16 protein-coding genes are annotated in these 16480 nt (G+C 49.0%); 12 read left to right on the top strand and 4 right to left on the bottom strand.

The genetic code is table 11. From position 1 onward, the window contains the following. Positions 1–133 precede the first annotated feature (133 nt). Entirely contained in the window at positions 134–1930 is a 1797-nt protein-coding gene (locus HC229_RS09125) for a gliding motility-associated C-terminal domain-containing protein (protein ID WP_332871641.1), read from the top strand. Here HC229_RS09125 and HC229_RS09120 read toward each other — a convergent pair whose 3' ends face one another. Both HC229_RS09120 and HC229_RS09115 read right to left on the bottom strand, forming a co-directional pair. Next, positions 1931–2536 (bottom strand): trimeric intracellular cation channel family protein, encoded by a 606-nt coding sequence (locus tag HC229_RS09120; protein WP_191020168.1) that lies wholly within the window; start codon positions 2534–2536, stop codon positions 1931–1933. It abuts the gene before it with no gap. A gap of 525 nt (positions 2537–3061) precedes the next feature. Then, a complete protein-coding gene (locus HC229_RS09115; RefSeq protein WP_191020167.1) occupies positions 3062–3805 on the bottom strand; it encodes an RDD family protein in 744 nt (247 codons plus the stop codon). A 20-nt stretch (positions 3806–3825) separates the two neighbouring features. Between HC229_RS09115 and HC229_RS09110 the strand changes: the two genes are divergently transcribed. The 11 genes from HC229_RS09110 (at position 3826) to HC229_RS09060 (ending at position 14339) form a co-directional block, all read left to right on the top strand. Beyond that, positions 3826–4797 (top strand): stage II sporulation protein M, encoded by a 972-nt coding sequence (locus HC229_RS09110; RefSeq protein ID WP_191020166.1) that lies wholly within the window; start codon positions 3826–3828, stop codon positions 4795–4797. Then, positions 4790–5521 (top strand): DUF4129 domain-containing protein, encoded by a 732-nt coding sequence (locus tag HC229_RS09105; RefSeq protein ID WP_191020165.1) that lies wholly within the window; start codon positions 4790–4792, stop codon positions 5519–5521. Before HC229_RS09110 ends, HC229_RS09105 begins: the two co-directional genes overlap by 8 nt. Then, positions 5521–6702 (top strand): DUF4350 domain-containing protein, encoded by a 1182-nt coding sequence (locus HC229_RS09100; RefSeq protein WP_191020164.1) that lies wholly within the window; start codon positions 5521–5523, stop codon positions 6700–6702. Before HC229_RS09105 ends, HC229_RS09100 begins: the two co-directional genes overlap by 1 nt. Before the next feature lie 2 nt (positions 6703–6704). Next, entirely contained in the window at positions 6705–7757 is a 1053-nt protein-coding gene (locus HC229_RS09095; protein WP_191020163.1) for an AAA family ATPase, read from the top strand. Between the two features lie 272 nt (positions 7758–8029). Beyond that, a complete protein-coding gene (locus HC229_RS09090; RefSeq protein WP_223845563.1) occupies positions 8030–9370 on the top strand; it encodes a DUF58 domain-containing protein in 1341 nt (446 codons plus the stop codon). Positions 9371–9438: 68 nt separating this feature from the next. Next, complete coding sequence (locus HC229_RS09085) at positions 9439–10038, top strand: hypothetical protein (protein WP_191020162.1); 600 nt, start codon at positions 9439–9441, stop codon at positions 10036–10038. After that, positions 10035–10823, top strand: a complete 789-nt coding sequence (locus HC229_RS09080; RefSeq protein WP_191020161.1) for a TrmH family RNA methyltransferase — start codon at positions 10035–10037, stop codon at positions 10821–10823. The genes HC229_RS09085 and HC229_RS09080 overlap by 4 nt, the downstream gene beginning before the upstream one ends. Positions 10824–11012: 189 nt before the next feature. Continuing rightward, on the top strand, positions 11013–12539 hold the full coding sequence (locus tag HC229_RS09075; protein WP_191020160.1) for a serine hydrolase: 1527 nt from the start codon (positions 11013–11015) through the stop codon (positions 12537–12539). A 176-nt stretch (positions 12540–12715) separates the two neighbouring features. Further along, positions 12716–12904 carry a hypothetical protein gene (locus tag HC229_RS09070; protein ID WP_191020159.1) on the top strand — a complete coding sequence of 63 codons (189 nt, stop codon included), beginning with the start codon at positions 12716–12718 and terminating at the stop codon, positions 12902–12904. Next, on the top strand, positions 12901–13038 hold the full coding sequence (locus HC229_RS09065; RefSeq protein ID WP_191020158.1) for a hypothetical protein: 138 nt from the start codon (positions 12901–12903) through the stop codon (positions 13036–13038). Before HC229_RS09070 ends, HC229_RS09065 begins: the two co-directional genes overlap by 4 nt. A 92-nt stretch (positions 13039–13130) precedes the next feature. Continuing rightward, entirely contained in the window at positions 13131–14339 is a 1209-nt protein-coding gene (locus tag HC229_RS09060; protein WP_191020157.1) for an aspartyl protease family protein, read from the top strand. Between the two features lie 53 nt (positions 14340–14392). Here HC229_RS09060 and HC229_RS09055 read toward each other — a convergent pair whose 3' ends face one another. Further along, entirely contained in the window at positions 14393–15310 is a 918-nt protein-coding gene (locus HC229_RS09055) for a helix-turn-helix domain-containing protein (RefSeq protein WP_191020156.1), read from the bottom strand. Between the two features lie 59 nt (positions 15311–15369). After that, complete coding sequence (locus HC229_RS09050) at positions 15370–16377, bottom strand: aldo/keto reductase (RefSeq protein WP_191020155.1); 1008 nt, start codon at positions 16375–16377, stop codon at positions 15370–15372. Between the last annotated feature and the right edge of the window lie 103 nt (positions 16378–16480).

The following is a 16480-nucleotide window of genomic DNA, read 5'->3' as shown; positions in this document are numbered from 1 at the left end:
TAAATCACTCAAGTCAGCCCATTTGCATCAATTGGTATCAGAGACACCCGAATCCTTACCGCAAACCCGTAACTTCTCATTTGCACGAGGCAACCTTTTCCAAAATCCGTATCTTTAAAAACAAAAATCGCAAGTGAAGCCAGGATTACTTTCCCCACTTATCGCCTGTCTTTTATTCTGTTGCACGCTCTGTGCGCAGGATATTTCGCTCTTCCAGCAATTCAACGGTCGGTTTGATTTCGTTTTTTTTGGCAATACGATGAATCCACAGGAGAATTCCTATATGATCTCGCCGTCTGTATTGACGTCCACTTCCGCCAATTTTACACTCGGACCGGACGATGAGATCGAGGCGGCTTACCTCTATTGGGCCGGTTGCGGATTCGGCGATTTCAGCGTAAAGTTGAATGCCACACCGATTGTTGCAGAACGGACATTTTCCCACGAATGGTTAAGCGGCGGGCTGACCTATAATTATTTCAGCGCTTTCGCGGATGTCACATCGCTCGTCCAAAATACCGGAAACGGCAATTACACCCTTAGTGAACTCGATGTCTCGGACTACATCGGCTATGCGTTCCAGAACCGCACCAATTTCGCCGGATGGGCCATTGTCGTGGTGTACAAGAACGACGCGCTTCCGTTGAACCAACTCAACGTGTACGACGGAATGCAGTCGGTGCCTTACGAAATAACCATTATGCTCGACAGCCTTAATGTGATCGACAATGTGGGCGCCAAAATCGGTTTCCTGGCTTGGGAAGGCGACCGCAACATCGCCAACCTCGAATCGCTGAGCATAAACGAGGACTTGCTCAGCAATGCACTGAATCCGGAGGACAATGCTTTCAACGGCACCAACACGTTCACCAATTCCGAGAACCTCTACAATATGGATCTCGATGTCTACAACATCCAAGGAAACATCAATATTGGCGATACCACGGCCGAGATCACGCTCAAATCGAACCAGGATGTCGTAATGGTAAACGCCATCGTGACCAAACTCAACAGCCAGTTGCCGGACGCCACCATCGCAGCCGATAACCTCGAAACTTTCTGCAACTCTCAAACCGTGGTGCTCGATTATACGGTGTATAATGTCAACAGTACCGACACGCTGCCAGCGAACACACCCATTGCATTTTACCTCGGTGATGTCCTTCTTTCGAGCGCGACGACCCAGCAACCAATCGCGATCGGGTCGGCCGAGTCAGGACAGATTACGTTGACTTTGCCTAATTCGGTCACGTCCGATTTCACCATCACGTTATCGGTTGACGATATCGGAAACGGAACGGGAATCGTCACCGAACTCAACGAAGGCAACAATGGTTCGGAAACTTCGGGAATCCTGATGCCGCTGCCGGAATTCAATCAGCCGCAGACCGTATTTTCGTGTAACAAGGGCTTGACTTCGGGGATTTTCGATTTTTCCGGCTATTACGATACGATCGGATTAAATCCCGGCGAGGTGGTCACCTTCCATCACAGCCTGGAAGATGCGGAAAATGGCAGCAATGAAATTCTCGACGCCCATAATTTCCACGCGAATGCCACGCCCTATCTGATCTACTTCAGGATTCAGGGCCAAAACTGTTTTAACGCAGGGAATTTTGAGCTTAGGGTGCGCAATTGTCCGCCGAAGATTTATAATTTCATTTCGTCCAACGGAGACGGGATCAACGACTACTTCCACATCGATGGCTTGCGGGACATCTTCATGCACCACAAGATTTCCGTATTTAACAGATGGGGCGCGCTCGTCTGGACCGGAAACAACAATATCCCAGAGTGGGACGGCCGTCTTACGAAAGGCCTGAAATGGTCGGATGGAAACGTGCCGGACGGCACCTATTATTACGTGCTCGACCTCAACGATCCCGATTACCCGGAACCGTTTACGGGTTTTCTGTACATCACGCAGTGATCAATTGCGATCCAGGGGCGCGAGGTACCATTTGTAACGCACCGCCAAAAGCCGCAATGTGATGATCAGCGCCGAGGTCGTGATATAGAGCACGTCCTGGTTCATCCTGAACGCATCCCGAAGCGTAAAAAAGAAAATCCCGCCTACGATGCACAGCGTCGCGTAAATTTCCTTCCTGAAAATGACGGGGATTTCATTGCACAAAATATCGCGGATCACGCCTCCGAAACAGGCCGTCATGGTCCCCAATGCCACGCAAATCACAGGATGCAGACCGGTTGCGATGCCCTGCTCGATTCCGATAAGGGTAAAAACGCCAAGCCCGATGGTATCGAACAAAAACAAGGATACGCGCAATTTGTCGAGTTTCTTCCGGAAAATCACCGCCAGCAGGAATCCTGCGATGATGAAATACACCACGTTAAGGTCTCGCATCCAGCCCACGGGCGTATTCCCGATGAGCACATCGCGCAACGTCCCTCCTCCTACCGAAGTGGCGAAAGCGATCACGAACACGCCGAACGGATCGAGTTTTTTATTCATGGCCGTGAGCGATGCCGATACGGCGAAAGCCATGGTTCCGATGACGTTTAGGTAGTAGAACATTTCAATTAGCGAATTTGATAATTAGCGGCCCGAAGCGCAGCCGAACGGATGAAATAATTAGCGAATGGTAGATGATGTGATCACTTGGTAATTTGATAATTTGATAATTAGCGAATTAGTCAATTAGCGAATGGTAGATGATGTGATAACTTGGTAATTTGATAATTTGATAATTAGCGAATTAGCGAATGGTAGAAGATGTGATAACTTGGTAATTTGATAATTTGATAATTTGATAATTAGCGGCCCGAGGCGCAGCCGAACGGATGAAAAAATTAGTGAATGTGGCAATTAGCGAATGAATATATGGCGAATGTGGAAATTAGCGGTCGGAGTTTGATAATGATGTGCTAGTAAAATACAATAAAGAATAATGAGTTTAAAAAAATCCGTTCTGCAAGATTTACCGCGAGGCCATCCGTCAATTACCACATTAACTAATTCGCTAATTCGCTAATTGACTAATTCGCTAATTGACTAATTCGCTAATTGACTAATTCGCTAATTCGCTAATTGACTAATTGACTAATTACCTCTCGTGTAAAAATTGTAATCCTTGATGATCGTCCGTAAAAAATCGCTGTTGTTGCCGGACTGGTTCCGGATTCCGGAAACCGTTTCGACTTTATTGACGAGTTTGCTGACGGTTTCGAAATCGTGCCTCCCGATGGCGTTGTTGAACGTTTCCTTGATGATGCGGATATCGTTGTCCGACAATTTGATCACCAGCGGATAAGTCGGAACGTATTCGCTACCGATATCCTCGAGAATCGTATGGCTGATGTTGACCTTGCTCTTGAGCGTGATCACGGACGTACCGGCGGCCATGTCACCTAATCGTTGGCTTTTTTTGGACACCGAAACACAAATTACCGCAATCAGTCCGTTGAACATCATAAGATCGACGAGCCGGAAAAACCACCTGACGAGATAATCCGAAAATGACGCCTGGTAACCATCGATCTTGACCACTTTAATCTTGAGCAGGCGCTTTCCCCAGGTTTGACCTTCGAGCCAGCTTTCAAAAACCAAGGTATAAAACACGACGGGAAGATAACAAACCACTATAATGGCGCCCGCCGACCAGTTATCCATCTTGTCCAACTGCTCCATGAGGCCGGAGTAGACGAAAATCGTGTAGTAAACCAGGATCATGTACGCTATTTTGATGAGCCAGTCCGCGAGGCAAGCCAGGATGCGATCGCCTACCGTGGCCGCCGTAAAGACGATGTTCACATTTTGTGTGGTGTTTATTGATAATTGGGTCATAATTCCTATTTTAGCGTCCCATGAGAGAAATAGCGTTCATCAGGCAAAATAAAGAAAAATGGTTTGAATTTGAACGCGCCATAGCGTCGGGCGACAAAAAAAACCCTGACGAACTTTCGAGCCTCTACATTCAGCTGATCAACGATCTTTCGTACGCCCAGACGTATTATCCGAAAAGCAAAATCGTTTCTTACCTCAACGACATGGCCGCCCGCGTCTACCAGCGCATTTACAAGACCAGGCGCATGGAAAAAAACCGCCTCGTTCATTTTTTCAAGACCGAAGTGCCTTTGCTATGCTACGGTTACAGACGCTATATCTTGTACGCTTTCGTGTTGTTTTTCCTGTCGGTTGCCATTGGTGTGGTCTCGGCCGCCAACGACACGGATTTCGTGAGGCTCATACTCGGCGACGGTTACGTGAACATGACCATGGAAAATATCGACAAAGGCAATCCCGTGGCGGTTTACAAATCGGGTAGCAACTGGGGAAGTTTCATCGGCATTACGCTCAACAATCTTTATGTTGGGGCGCGTTGTTTCATTTATGGCATTTCGGCCGGGATCATGACCTTCCAGGTCGCGTTCCAGAACGGGATCATGCTCGGGGCTTTCCAATATATGTTTTACGACAAAGGCGTTTTTTGGGAAAGCGTGCGCGGCATCTGGATTCACGGGGCAATGGAGATTTTTGCCATCGTGATCGAAACGGCGGCCGGTTTTATTTTGGGCGCCTCGATTTTATTCCCCAAAACATATTCGCGTTTGAGTTCGCTCAAAATCGGATTCATGGCCTCGTTCAAGATTTTCCTGAGTACCTGGGTTTTCACGATTGCCGCAGGATTTCTCGAAGGTTTTATCACGCGTTATTCGATCGATATGCCAATTTGGCTCAGCTCGGCGATCATACTTTCCACATTGGCGCTCATTTCCTGGTACTATTTGATTTATCCGATTGTCGTACACAAAAAATTCATCAAAAGCCTTGCGTAAGTTTCTATTCGTAACGTGGTTGACGGTTGCATCGGTACAGGCTCAGGACAGCATTGTATACGAAGAGCCTCCATTGGTTGCCCAGTCGGCTGTTTCGGACACCATTGTCGAACGCCGTTTTTCGCCCGATTTCAAACAAAAATACCAGTCGGAGGAATTCAATTACATCCCCAAACCCGAAGAAGAAACCTGGTGGGACCGATTTAAGGCATGGCTGGCACGCCTCATCCAGAAGCTATTCCAGCTCGGAGGCGAAGAATCGTTGACGGCCGCGGCCTGGTTTTTCAGGATACTGGCGATTATTTTGGTCGTCGTGGTGATTTACCTCATCGTAAAATCGATCATGAACAAGGAAGGAAGTTGGATTTTTGGCAGGAGCACGTCCAAAAAACTGATTTCGGCAGACGACATCGAACGCAACATCGAAACAGCCGACTTCGGCAAACTGATACAGGAAACGCTGATCTCGGGAGACAAACGCCTGGCCGTGCGCTATTACTATCTTTGGGTGTTGCAGCAGTTCTCCAAACGTGGCATAATCGATTGGGACATCGAAAAAACGAATTCGGATTATCTGTACGAAATAAAATCCAAAGCTGACAAAAAAGACTTCGCCTACCTCTCCTACCTGTTCAACTATATCTGGTACGGCGATTTTGACTTGGATGAACCGACGTTTGCGCGCGCCGTGTCCGCATTCGAGAAAACGATAAAACGCAACTGATGGGAAAGCTCAAGTATTACATCATGTTCCTCGTGGCGCTTTTCGGGCTCATCATCTGGCTCGACGGAAGCCAGCCAAAACCAATCGACTGGACGCCGACGTATTCCGCTTACGACAAGATCCCGCTCGGGCTTTACGTATTCAATCGCGAAGTAGACCAGTTGCTCGGGACAGATGTTCACCGCATCAGGCGCAGCCCTTACGAGTTTTTCGACTCGATCTACGACTACGGGACCAATGCCTACAAAGCCAACGGAAACATAATGGCCATTTCCCGGGCCGACAACCTCGACAAACAATCGTGGGAGGAGATTTTCTATTTCGTCGGTCACGGCAATACGGCTTTCGTGAGCATGGGCACGTTGCCGGACATTTTCAAGGACAGTCTCAAAATCGAAGTCAGGACGAAGTTCAATTTGAGGGACACGCTCAGGCTGAAATTCAAAGACAGTATTTTCGGCAAGAAAACCTATGCGATGCACGAAGACGTGATGCCGGCGTATTTCTCTGGTTTCGATCAGGAAAACACCGAAATCTTGGGCAGTTTCGAATCCGATAGCTTGCGCCCCAATTTCGTCAAGGTCTACTACCGCAACGGAGCGTTTTTGCTGCATACGACACCGGCCGCGTTCACCAACGTACATTTGCTCAAGGCGGACCACAGCGAATATGCCGAAAAAGTGCTTTCTTATCTGCCTCAGGCCGAGACTTATTGGCATGTTTCGAAAGACATGTCCTCTATCAGTGGGTCGCCATTGCGCTTTATAAGGTCGCAACCTGCTCTGCATTGGGCCTGGCTGATTTTCGTTTTTGGAATGGTCGGATTCATGATTTTCAACGCCAGGCGCAAACAACGCATCGTGCCGATCCTTGACCCGTTGCCGAACACGACGGTCGACTTCGCCAAGACGATCGGCAACCTTTATTTCCAGGAAGGCGACCACAATACCGTCATCGATAAAAAAATCATTTATTTCCTCGAAAAAATCAGGAACGATTATCATATCGACACGACGCGTCTCGACGAGACCTTTGTTGTGAAACTGCAACAGAAGTCAGGAAAAAGCACGGATGACATCAGACAGGCGGTCGACCTGATAAACGACCACCGCAGAAGCCCGCACCTGGCGGTCGAAGGCGATCTAATCAAAATAAATTCCGCATTGGAAAAACTCTCATAGCGATGGAAAACGAAAACCAAAATCCAGAATTTGAAAATAATAGCGAAGGTTTTGCACCGACGAATGAAACTTCTTCATCCGAAGACGTGCGCTTCAGCAACCGCCTCGACCTCGCGCCGCTTTCCGCAAGCCTGGAACAAGTAAGGCGAGAGCTGTCAAGCGTGATCGTCGGACAGGAAAAAATGATCGACCAATTGCTCGTGGCCTTGCTTTCCGGCGGACATGTCCTGCTCGAAGGCGTCCCCGGCGTCGCAAAGACGATCACGGCGAAATTGCTCGCCAAATCTACCGATATCGGTTTCAGCCGCATACAATTCACTCCGGACCTGATGCCGTCGGATATTTTGGGAACATCGGTTTACGACCAGAAAACCACGGAGTTCGAATTCCGCAAAGGCCCGATTTTCTCGAATCTGGTCCTGATCGATGAGATCAACCGCGCTCCTGCCAAAACCCAGGCGGCGCTTTTCGAGGTCATGGAGGAGCGACAAATCACCATCGACGGAAAGCAGTACGAAATGGACGCGCCTTTCCTTGTCGTGGCTACGCAAAACCCGATCGAACAGGAAGGAACCTATCGCTTGCCGGAGGCCCAGCTCGACCGTTTCCTGTTCAAGATTTCGGTGGAATATCCGAAGCTTTCGGAAGAGATCGACATCATCATGCGTGAGCATAAGCTCCAGGATCACGACAAACTCGGCAACATCAAGCCGGTACTTTCGGGCAACCAGATCCGGCATTACCAGGCGCTCGTCAAGCAAATCGTCGTCGAACCTCAGCTTGTGGAGTACATCGCCAAGATCGTCATCAACACCCGCAGCAACGCTTTCCTGTATCTTGGCGCCTCGCCTCGTGCCTCGATTGCGATTTTGAACGCTTCAAAAGGTTTTGCCGCATTGAGAGGACGCGATTTCGTCACGCCCGAAGACATCAAGGAAGCCGCGATCCCGGTTTTGCAACACCGCGTCATCGTGACTCCGGAACGCGAAATGGAAGGCTTGAACAGCGTGGAGATCGTAAGACAGATTTTGGAGTCGGTGGAGATTCCGAGGTAATTAGCGAATTAGCGAATGAGGTAATTAGCGAATGAGGTAATTAGATGATGGGATAATTAGATAATTAGATAATTAGCGAATTAGCGAATGAAATAGTTAGATGATGAGATAATGGAAGTTTCGCAAGGTCTATGGAATATTCGACGATTAAAAAGGATTCTCAAAAAATTAAACAAGTCTCGATTCGATAACAAAACGCTTGTCCACATTTTCACAAACGTACCAGGCGCAGCCGAAGGAGCAAAACTAAAAATCGCATAAACAAGTAAACATTGAAAAAGCGCATCCGACTTTTCGGGTTGTACATCAACAACTTCTTTTTCTATCTCCTCATTGGAGTCGGGACGTTTTTCGTATTGGCGTTCTTTTTCCCGAACCTTTTCAATGCCGCGCGCTACCTGTTTCTGGCGTTGATGACGTTCCTGGTGCTCGACATCCTGATTCTGTTTTCGGCAAAAAATCCGATAGAAGGCGAGCGCGAACTGCCCGAAAAATTTTCGAACGGGGACGAAAATCCCGTCTTGGTCAAAGTGCGCAACTTTTACACGTTCGCAATCGGCGTGAAGGTCATCGATGAGATTCCGGAACAGTTCCAGATACGCGATTTCAACATCGAACGCAAAATCGCGGCTTCGTCTGCAGATGATTTCCAGTACCATTTGCGTCCGACCGAAAGAGGCGAATACCATTTCGGCCACCTGAATATCTTCGTATCGTCTCCGTTACAGCTGGTCTCGCGCCGTTTCCGGTTCCAGGACAAGCAGATGGTCAAAACGTATCCGTCGTTCATCCAACTGCGCAAATACGATTTGATGGCGTTTTCGCATCATCTGACGCAATACGGCGTGAAGCGCATCCGCCGCATCGGCCATACGATGGAATTCGAACAGATCAAGGAATACGTTTCGGGAGACGACATCCGTACGATCAACTGGAAGGCCACGGCCAAGAAGTCGAATTTCATGGTCAACCAATACCAGGACGAAAAATCCCAGTCGGTATACATGGCGATCGACAAAGGGCGCGTGATGAAAATGCCGTTCAACGGATTGAGCCTGCTCGATTACGCGATCAACGCGACGTTGGTCTTGTCGAACGTCATCCTCAAAAAACAGGACAAAGCGGGTATGTTTTCGTTTTCGAAAAAGGTCGAGAACCGCGTCGTTGCCGAAAAGCGTTCGTCCCAAATGGCGAAAATCCTCGAAAGTCTCTACAACGTCAAAACCGATTTTTTTGAGAGCGATTACAGCCGTTTGTATGCCGATATCCGTAAAAACGTCAACCATAGAAGCCTCGTGGTTTTGTACACGAATTTTGAAACCCTAGACGGATTGCACCGGCAATTGCGCTACCTCAAAGGAATTGCCAAGCATCATTTGCTCGTGGTCGTGTTTTTTAAGAACACCGAACTCAATTCGATCATCGAAAAGAAATCCGAAGGCATTCACGAAGTGTACGACAAGGTCGTGGCCGAAAAATTCATGTTTGAGAAACGGTTGATCGTCAATGAATTGCGCAAATACGGAATCTATTCGGTGCTGACCTCGCCCGAAGATTTGACGTTGGATACCATCAATATGTACCTCGAGATCAAGGCGAGAGGGATTCTTTAATTGGATAATTAGATGATGAGATGATGAGATGATGAGATGATGAGATAATTAGATGATGAGATAATTGGATGATTTCGGTATTGAGTTTCCGGTATGTTATGGAAGATTGGACGTTTATCGATTTTATCTGGCAGCTTTTGGCGGATTGCCAGACTGGCTTTTTCTATTACACGCTGTTCTATTTCGGGTTGCGGATCTCGAAAGGCAAATCAACATTAGCCGGATTCGACAGCTGCGCGACCGCGATGATCTGCGGTGTTTCGGCACTTTACTTCGTCACCTGGATCGCCGGGTGGACATACCTCCTGTCTGTTTCCGAAGACGCCCGAAAATCAACTCTCGAACGGCTTGGCGGCCCGTATTCATTTGGCCTGTGGCTGCCGTCTGTCTTCTATTTCGTCCTTCCCCAGTTGCTCTGGATCCGGAAAATCAGCGAAAATTACATCTCCCGTTTCCTGGTCGCGTTCTTCCTCTTTTTCAATTTCGAGAAATTCGTCATTTTGGTCACCTCGTTGCACCGCGACTACCTGCCGGGCTTGTGGACGATGTATTCGGGTTCGCTGTTCCCGGAAATCATCTATGGAATTGTCTGGAAATTCGTCCTGTTCACGGGTTTGACCGCACTTTTGTTTTCGTTTCGACGGAAAAGGAATAATTTCGCGGGATGAAGCAGATTACTTCCGTACAGAATCCGATGGTCAAACAACTGCTGCAATTGCAGGAAAAAGCCAGGGCACGCAAACAGTTGGGAACGTTCCTGATAGAAGGCCGGCGCGAGATCGAACTGGCGCTGAAAGGCGGTTACGCGATCGAAAGCCTGTTGTTTCTCGAAGCAACCGATTTCGATTTTGGAATTTTAAGCGCATCGGACGTCGAAATGATCGAAATCTCTAAAGAGGTTTACCACAAACTCGCTTATCGCGACACTACTGAAGGCGTGATCGCCGTGGCAAAATCGAAGAGCTTGTCCTTATCGGATTTGGAACTGCCCGAGAACGCTTTGGTTTTGGTTGCCGAATCTCCCGAGAAACCGGGTAATATAGGCGCGATGTTGCGAACGGCGGACGCGGCCAATCTCGACGCGGTCATCATCGCCGATCCAAAATCGGATCTTTACAACCCAAATATAGTGCGTTCGAGCGTCGGATGCGTGTTCACGAACCAGATCGCCACGGGAACGACCGAGGAGGTCATCGCGTTCCTCAACACGAAAAACATTGCCATTTACGCCGCGGCTTTGCAGGATTCGGTCGCGTATCACGAACAGGATCTTACCTCGGCTTCGGCCTTGGTTGTCGGAACCGAATCGACCGGTTTGACGCAACCCTGGCGCGAGGCGGCCAAACAAAATATCATGATCCCGATGCAAGGGGAAATCGATTCGATGAATGTTTCGGTTGCGGCCGCCATTTTGATTTTCGAAGCAAAACGGCAGAGAGGGTTTGAGGTTTAAGGTTCAAGGTTTAAAGTTTAAGGTTTAAAGTTTAAAGTTCAAGGTTTAAAGTTAGCGCCGTTCGGAACCCGTCAACTTTAAACTTTCAAACAAAAAAACCAAACAACCATCAAAAAAATAATGTTCTTGATTAAATTTATTCTCCATTTAAAAATTCCTAGCAGCTCGCGGCTCCGCGGCTTAATACAAATGAGACACTATATCATGCTTCTCGCGGCTTTTGCTGCGTTTTCGGGCCAGGCCCAGTTATCGGAATCCAAAATCGACGCCCTCGTCGAAAAAACGCTTACTTCGTTCAACGTTCCCGGAATAGCGGTCGCGGTGGTCAAGGACGGCAAAATCGTCCATTCCAAAGGATATGGCGTCAGGTCGATCAAAACCAAACAAAAAGTCGATGCCAATACGCTTTTCGGGATTGCCTCGAACAGCAAGGCCTTTACGGCTACGGCCTTGGCCATCTTGGTCGATGAAGGCAAGGTTTCCTGGGATGACAAGGTCGTCAAACACATTCCCGAATTCAAGATGTACGACGATTACGTCACCTCCGAATTCACGATCCGCGATCTGTTGACGCACCGCAGCGGCCTCGGCCTGGGCGCAGGCGATCTCATGGTTTGGCCGGACGGGAACGACTTTGGCGTGCAGGACGTCGTAAACAACCTGCAATATCTCAAACCGACATCGGCATTCCGGACCAAATACGATTACGACAATTTGCTCTACATCGTGGCCGGGGAAGTCGTGCATCGCGCAAGCGGAAAAACCTGGAACGAATTCGTCGAAGAGCGCATCATGGCGCCGATCGGGATGAAAAACAGCGCTTCCACATTTTCGCGCCTCAAGGACACGACCAACGTGATCGACCCTCATGTTCCGATAGACGGCAAACTCACGATCATCTCGCGTTACAAACTCCACACTTTCGATGCCGCCGCCGGGCTTTATGCCAGCGTCAACGATTTGTCGAACTGGCTCATTTTACAGATGAACAAAGGCAAGTTCGAAGGCAAGCAACTTTTTTCGGAGAAGCAGGCCAACGAAATGTGGACGCCTCAGACGTTGATGCCCAACAAACCGTCGGCTCCGTATTTCTCCAATTTCAAGACTTACGGCCTCGGCTGGCAAATTACCGATGTCAAAGGCAAACTCCAGGTTTCCCACACGGGCGGGCTCGAGGGCATCGTCACCCAAACGCTTATGATCCCGGAGCTGAAACTCGGCATCGTCGTGTTGACCAACCAACAAGCGGGTTCGGCGTTCACGGCAATCAGCAATACGATAAAAGACAGTTATCTCGGAATGCCGGAATTTGACCATGTGTCGGATTTGTCGGGCAAAATGCGCCAACGCGAATCGGACGCCGACAAGGTTACCGATGACGTCTGGAAAATCGTCAACCAGAACATCAAAGACAAAAAAATCCCGGATTGGAAGCCGCTTGTGGGCACTTTTAAGGACAATTGGTTCGGCGAGGTCGTATTTTCGGTCAAAAAAGGCAAGCTTTTCATGGCTTCAAAGCGTTCTCCCCAACTCACAGGCGAGGTGTTTTACTACAAGGACAACAATTACGTCGTCAAATGGAACAACCGTTATTTCCACGCAGACGCGCATATCTTCTGGGACGGGAACGATCATTTCACGATGAAGCCGATCTCGCCCCTGACGGATTTCAGCTACGATTTCCAGGATCTCGATTTTCATAGGGTCAAGCCTTGAAACGCCTGCTGCTGCTTGCATGGTTTACGTTTGGAACGACTGTCGATGCGGTCGCCCAGCACGATGTTTTCCGGGACGAGCGTTCGGGTTTGTAGGTGCAGTTGCGCGAGGATTTTATCATTGGTTACGACAATCACAATACCGTCAAAGCGGGAGAGCCGTTGCAAATGGAATTGATGAACCACGGTTTTATCGACGGTGGCCTGGGTAAGGTTGCCGAACTCGTATTTACGTTCAGTTATGAAGACGGCTCGACGGTTGCCAAACCGAACGATGTTTCGATGTCGCGCGTTTCGCTCGGAAAACACATCGTTGACAAAAACCAGAACTACCAGTCATCCAGCACCGCTGCAAAGTCCCATTGACCATTTTCAACGGCCTTGCCGAGAAAGACATCTACGTTCAGGTACTTCTGTTCCTCGACGGGAAACAAGTGGCAAAAGGCGAGCGCTCCCGTAGCTGGATCAGCGAGCACGTCCGCGACAACCCTCGCAAATGAGATGATTCCAGAATTTTCGATCGGGCTCATCTGAAAATTCAGAGGCTATTTTTTGTACGGTATTTCGTAATTTACGCTCCTAAAATTTCCAAATGAAAGTACTGTTGTTTCTGCTTGCGATATTCCTCGGATTGTCCGCTTTCGCCCAATCCAAAGAAGAAATCAAACGATCGACCGCCAATCGCGACAAATATTTGTTTGCGGTGAAATCAGAACCCAGAAAATTCGACGAAACCGTTGCTGCGGAATATGTCACCGACGAAATCCTGGTCCCGGTGACCATCAACGGGAAAACCTATACCTTTTTGTTCGATACCGGTGCAATCACGATCCTGTCGAGCGAAATCGTCCAGAATTTGGGATTGACGGCAGTCACGTCGAACAAATTCGTAGACTCCGCGGGAAATACGACAGAGGAAAACTTTTACACCGTTCCGGAAATCCGCTTCGGATCGGTGGCGTTTCGCAACGTTGGCGTCGGATCATTCGACCTTTCCAGGTTTTCGCAGTTGCTTTGCCGGCCGATCGACGGCATATTCGGGTCGAACATGATGCGCGTCTGCAATTGGGAGATCGATTACGGGAAGCCGTCGGTGAGGATGTCGTCCGATAAAATCCAGCTCCAAAACGCGAGATCTGTTCCTTTTACACAAAATTTTTCCGGAACGCCACGCGTGACGATCACGACAGCCGGCATCAACTTCCTGGCCGACGTCGACACCGGGAATAACGGCAGCCTCGATATTCCCATGGAATTTTTCGAAAAAAGCAGGCTCAATACCGCATCCCGTATCGCCTCGAGCCGCGGCAAAGGATTTTATTCGCTGCTCGGAAACGCGCTCCAGGACGAACATATGCTCATGGCCGATTCGGTCTACATAGGAAAAGTGTTGCTTTCGCGGCGAATTCGCGTTTCCCCTAGCCCGATGGTGTTGATCGGCAACGATTTTTTCAGCCCGTTCGGAAAATTTGCCATCAACTACAAAAAAGGAGAATTGCTGCTGCCTGAAAAACAGGGCGTACTTCCGCCGGAAAATTCGTTCGGCTTTACGCCTTTGCGCGAGAACGGAAAGACGGTCGTAGGCGTTATCTGGAAAGGATCCGATGCGGAAAAACAAGGCATTCAGCTCCAGGACGAAATCCTCACGCTCGACCAAATCGATGTCTCGACGCTGGCCGACGCCGACTGGTGCGCTTTCCGGCAGCGTTTGATAGCGAATGATAAAGTCAGCGTCACCGTTAGGCAATCGGACGGAAAAACGCTTTCATTGACGTTGAGGAAATACAATCTGTTGGAGTAATTTGGCTTGGTTGCATGACGAAACGAGCCGTCAGTGTTCCCGCCTTTCGATTTTCAGCCGAAACTCATCCGATATTCCAAAGGCGTCACTTCCACTTTCGATTTAAATAACTTGTTGAACGACTGCGAATGCTCGAATCCTACCTTGAAGGCAATTTCCGACACCGACAGATTCGTCGTGGCAAGCAATTCCTTGGCTTTCTCGACGACGGCGTCCTGTATGTGCTGGCGTGCGTTGCGGCCAGTGAGGCTGCGCAACAGGTCGCTTAGATAGTTGGACGACAAATGGAGTTTTTCAGCGAAATGGTGAACCGATGGCAATCCTGATTCCTGGGGCATGTCGGAACTCAAATAGGCTTTCAACAATCGTTCAAACCCTGAAAGGACATCGATGCCGTGCGTTTTTCTGGTCAAAAACTGCCTGTTGTAAAAGCGGTTGGAATAGTTCAGCAATAATTCGATATGCGACAAAATCACGTCCTGGGAAAATGCATCGATGGGATTTGCGATCTCGCGCTCGAGGCTTTCCATCAGGCCGATGACCATTTTTTCTTCCGAATCCGAGACGTGAAGCGCTTCATTGACGTCATACGAAAAAAATCCAAAATCAGGCATCTTGGCGTGAAGCGCGTTCCCTTTTAGAAAATCGGGATGCACGAGCAGCATAAAACCGTCCATTTTTTGAAGGTTTTCAGATTCCACGCCAATTACCTGCAAAGGCGACACGAACGTCATCACGCCTTCGTCAAAATCGTAATATTGCCGACCGTAACGCAGCCTTAGGTCGAAATTTTTCTTCAGCGCCATCGAGAAAAAGCCATAGGTGATCGACTTTCCGATAAGGTCCGCGCAACCGGTCACGTCGGCCATGCGAACCACTGAAACCAACGGATGGAACGGCTTGGCAACCGACATGAGCCGGTGCATTTCGGATATCGTCGCGATATGGACAGGAGGCGTGAACTTTTTCATTTTGGTGGAGTTGCGGTCATGGGTTTCAGTGCGTCGTCCCAAAGCGCATCGCTAATTTATCAATAATCCTGGTACTGCATCACTTCGTCCCAATAGGAATTCCCTGTGTCGGCAGTGATCGGGATGATGCGTTCCAGACGTTCGATATCGGACGAGGACAGCTCAAGGCTTGCCGATTCTAGATTTTCCGCGAGGTATTTCCTGCGTTTGGTGCCCGGGATCGGGACGGCGCCCTTTGCGATCGTCCAGGCAATGGCGAGTTGTGACGGTTTTACGCCTTTCCCGGAGGCCATTTTTTCGATCTCGGCCAACAAATCGAGATTCTTTTGGAAATGCTCGCCCCGGAATTTGGGGATGTTGCGACGGAAATCGTCTTTGGGAAGATCGTCAATCGATTTGAATTGTCCGGTAATAAAACCGCGTCCCAATGGCGAATACGCGACCAAACCGATTCCAAGCGTTTCTAAGGTCTGGGTTACGCCCGCCTGCTCCACCCGTCGTTCAAAAAGCGAATATTCGGACTGGACGGCCGTCAACGGATGCACGGCATGCGCGCGCCGGACGTTTTCGGATGAAACTTCGCTCAACCCGATGTAGCTCACTTTTCCTTCCCTGACCAGATCTGCCATTGCGCCAATGGTTTCTTCAATCGGGATCGTCTTGTCGCGTCGGTGCAGATAATAAAGGTCGATATGATCTGTCCCGAGATTTTTGAGCGAGCGTTCCACAGCGTGTCTGACATAGTCGGGTTTACCGTTGATCTGCCAGGTCAACGTGTTGGTCGCGTCGTCGATTTCCCATCCGAATTTTGTGGCGATGATGTACTTTTGACGATTCCCTTTTATCGCTTTGCCGATGAGTCGCTCGTTGTGGAACGGCCCGTACATATCCGCGGTGTCGAGGAAGTTGAAGCCTTTCTCCAAAGATTCGTGGATTGTCGCAATCGATTCGGTATCGTCGGTTTTTCCGTACATATCGCCGCCCTGGAAGCCCGACATTCCCATACAGCCCAATCCCATCGCAGGAACTTCGAGGCCTTGTGACCCTAATTTTTTCAATGTTGCCATGATTTGAAATTTATAACGCAAAGTTCCGCCGAAAGATGCGTCCGCCTGTAGCCCAAATCCGTTTGCTTGTAGCCGAATGCAGGATTCCGTATCAAAATGCGCT

The sequence above is a fragment of the Flavobacterium selenitireducens genome (assembly GCF_014748335.1).
In the GTDB taxonomy this organism is placed as follows: domain Bacteria; phylum Bacteroidota; class Bacteroidia; order Flavobacteriales; family Flavobacteriaceae; genus Flavobacterium; species Flavobacterium selenitireducens.
Note: the sequence above shows the minus strand (reverse complement) of the source record. Positions and strands in the feature narration are given on the sequence as shown.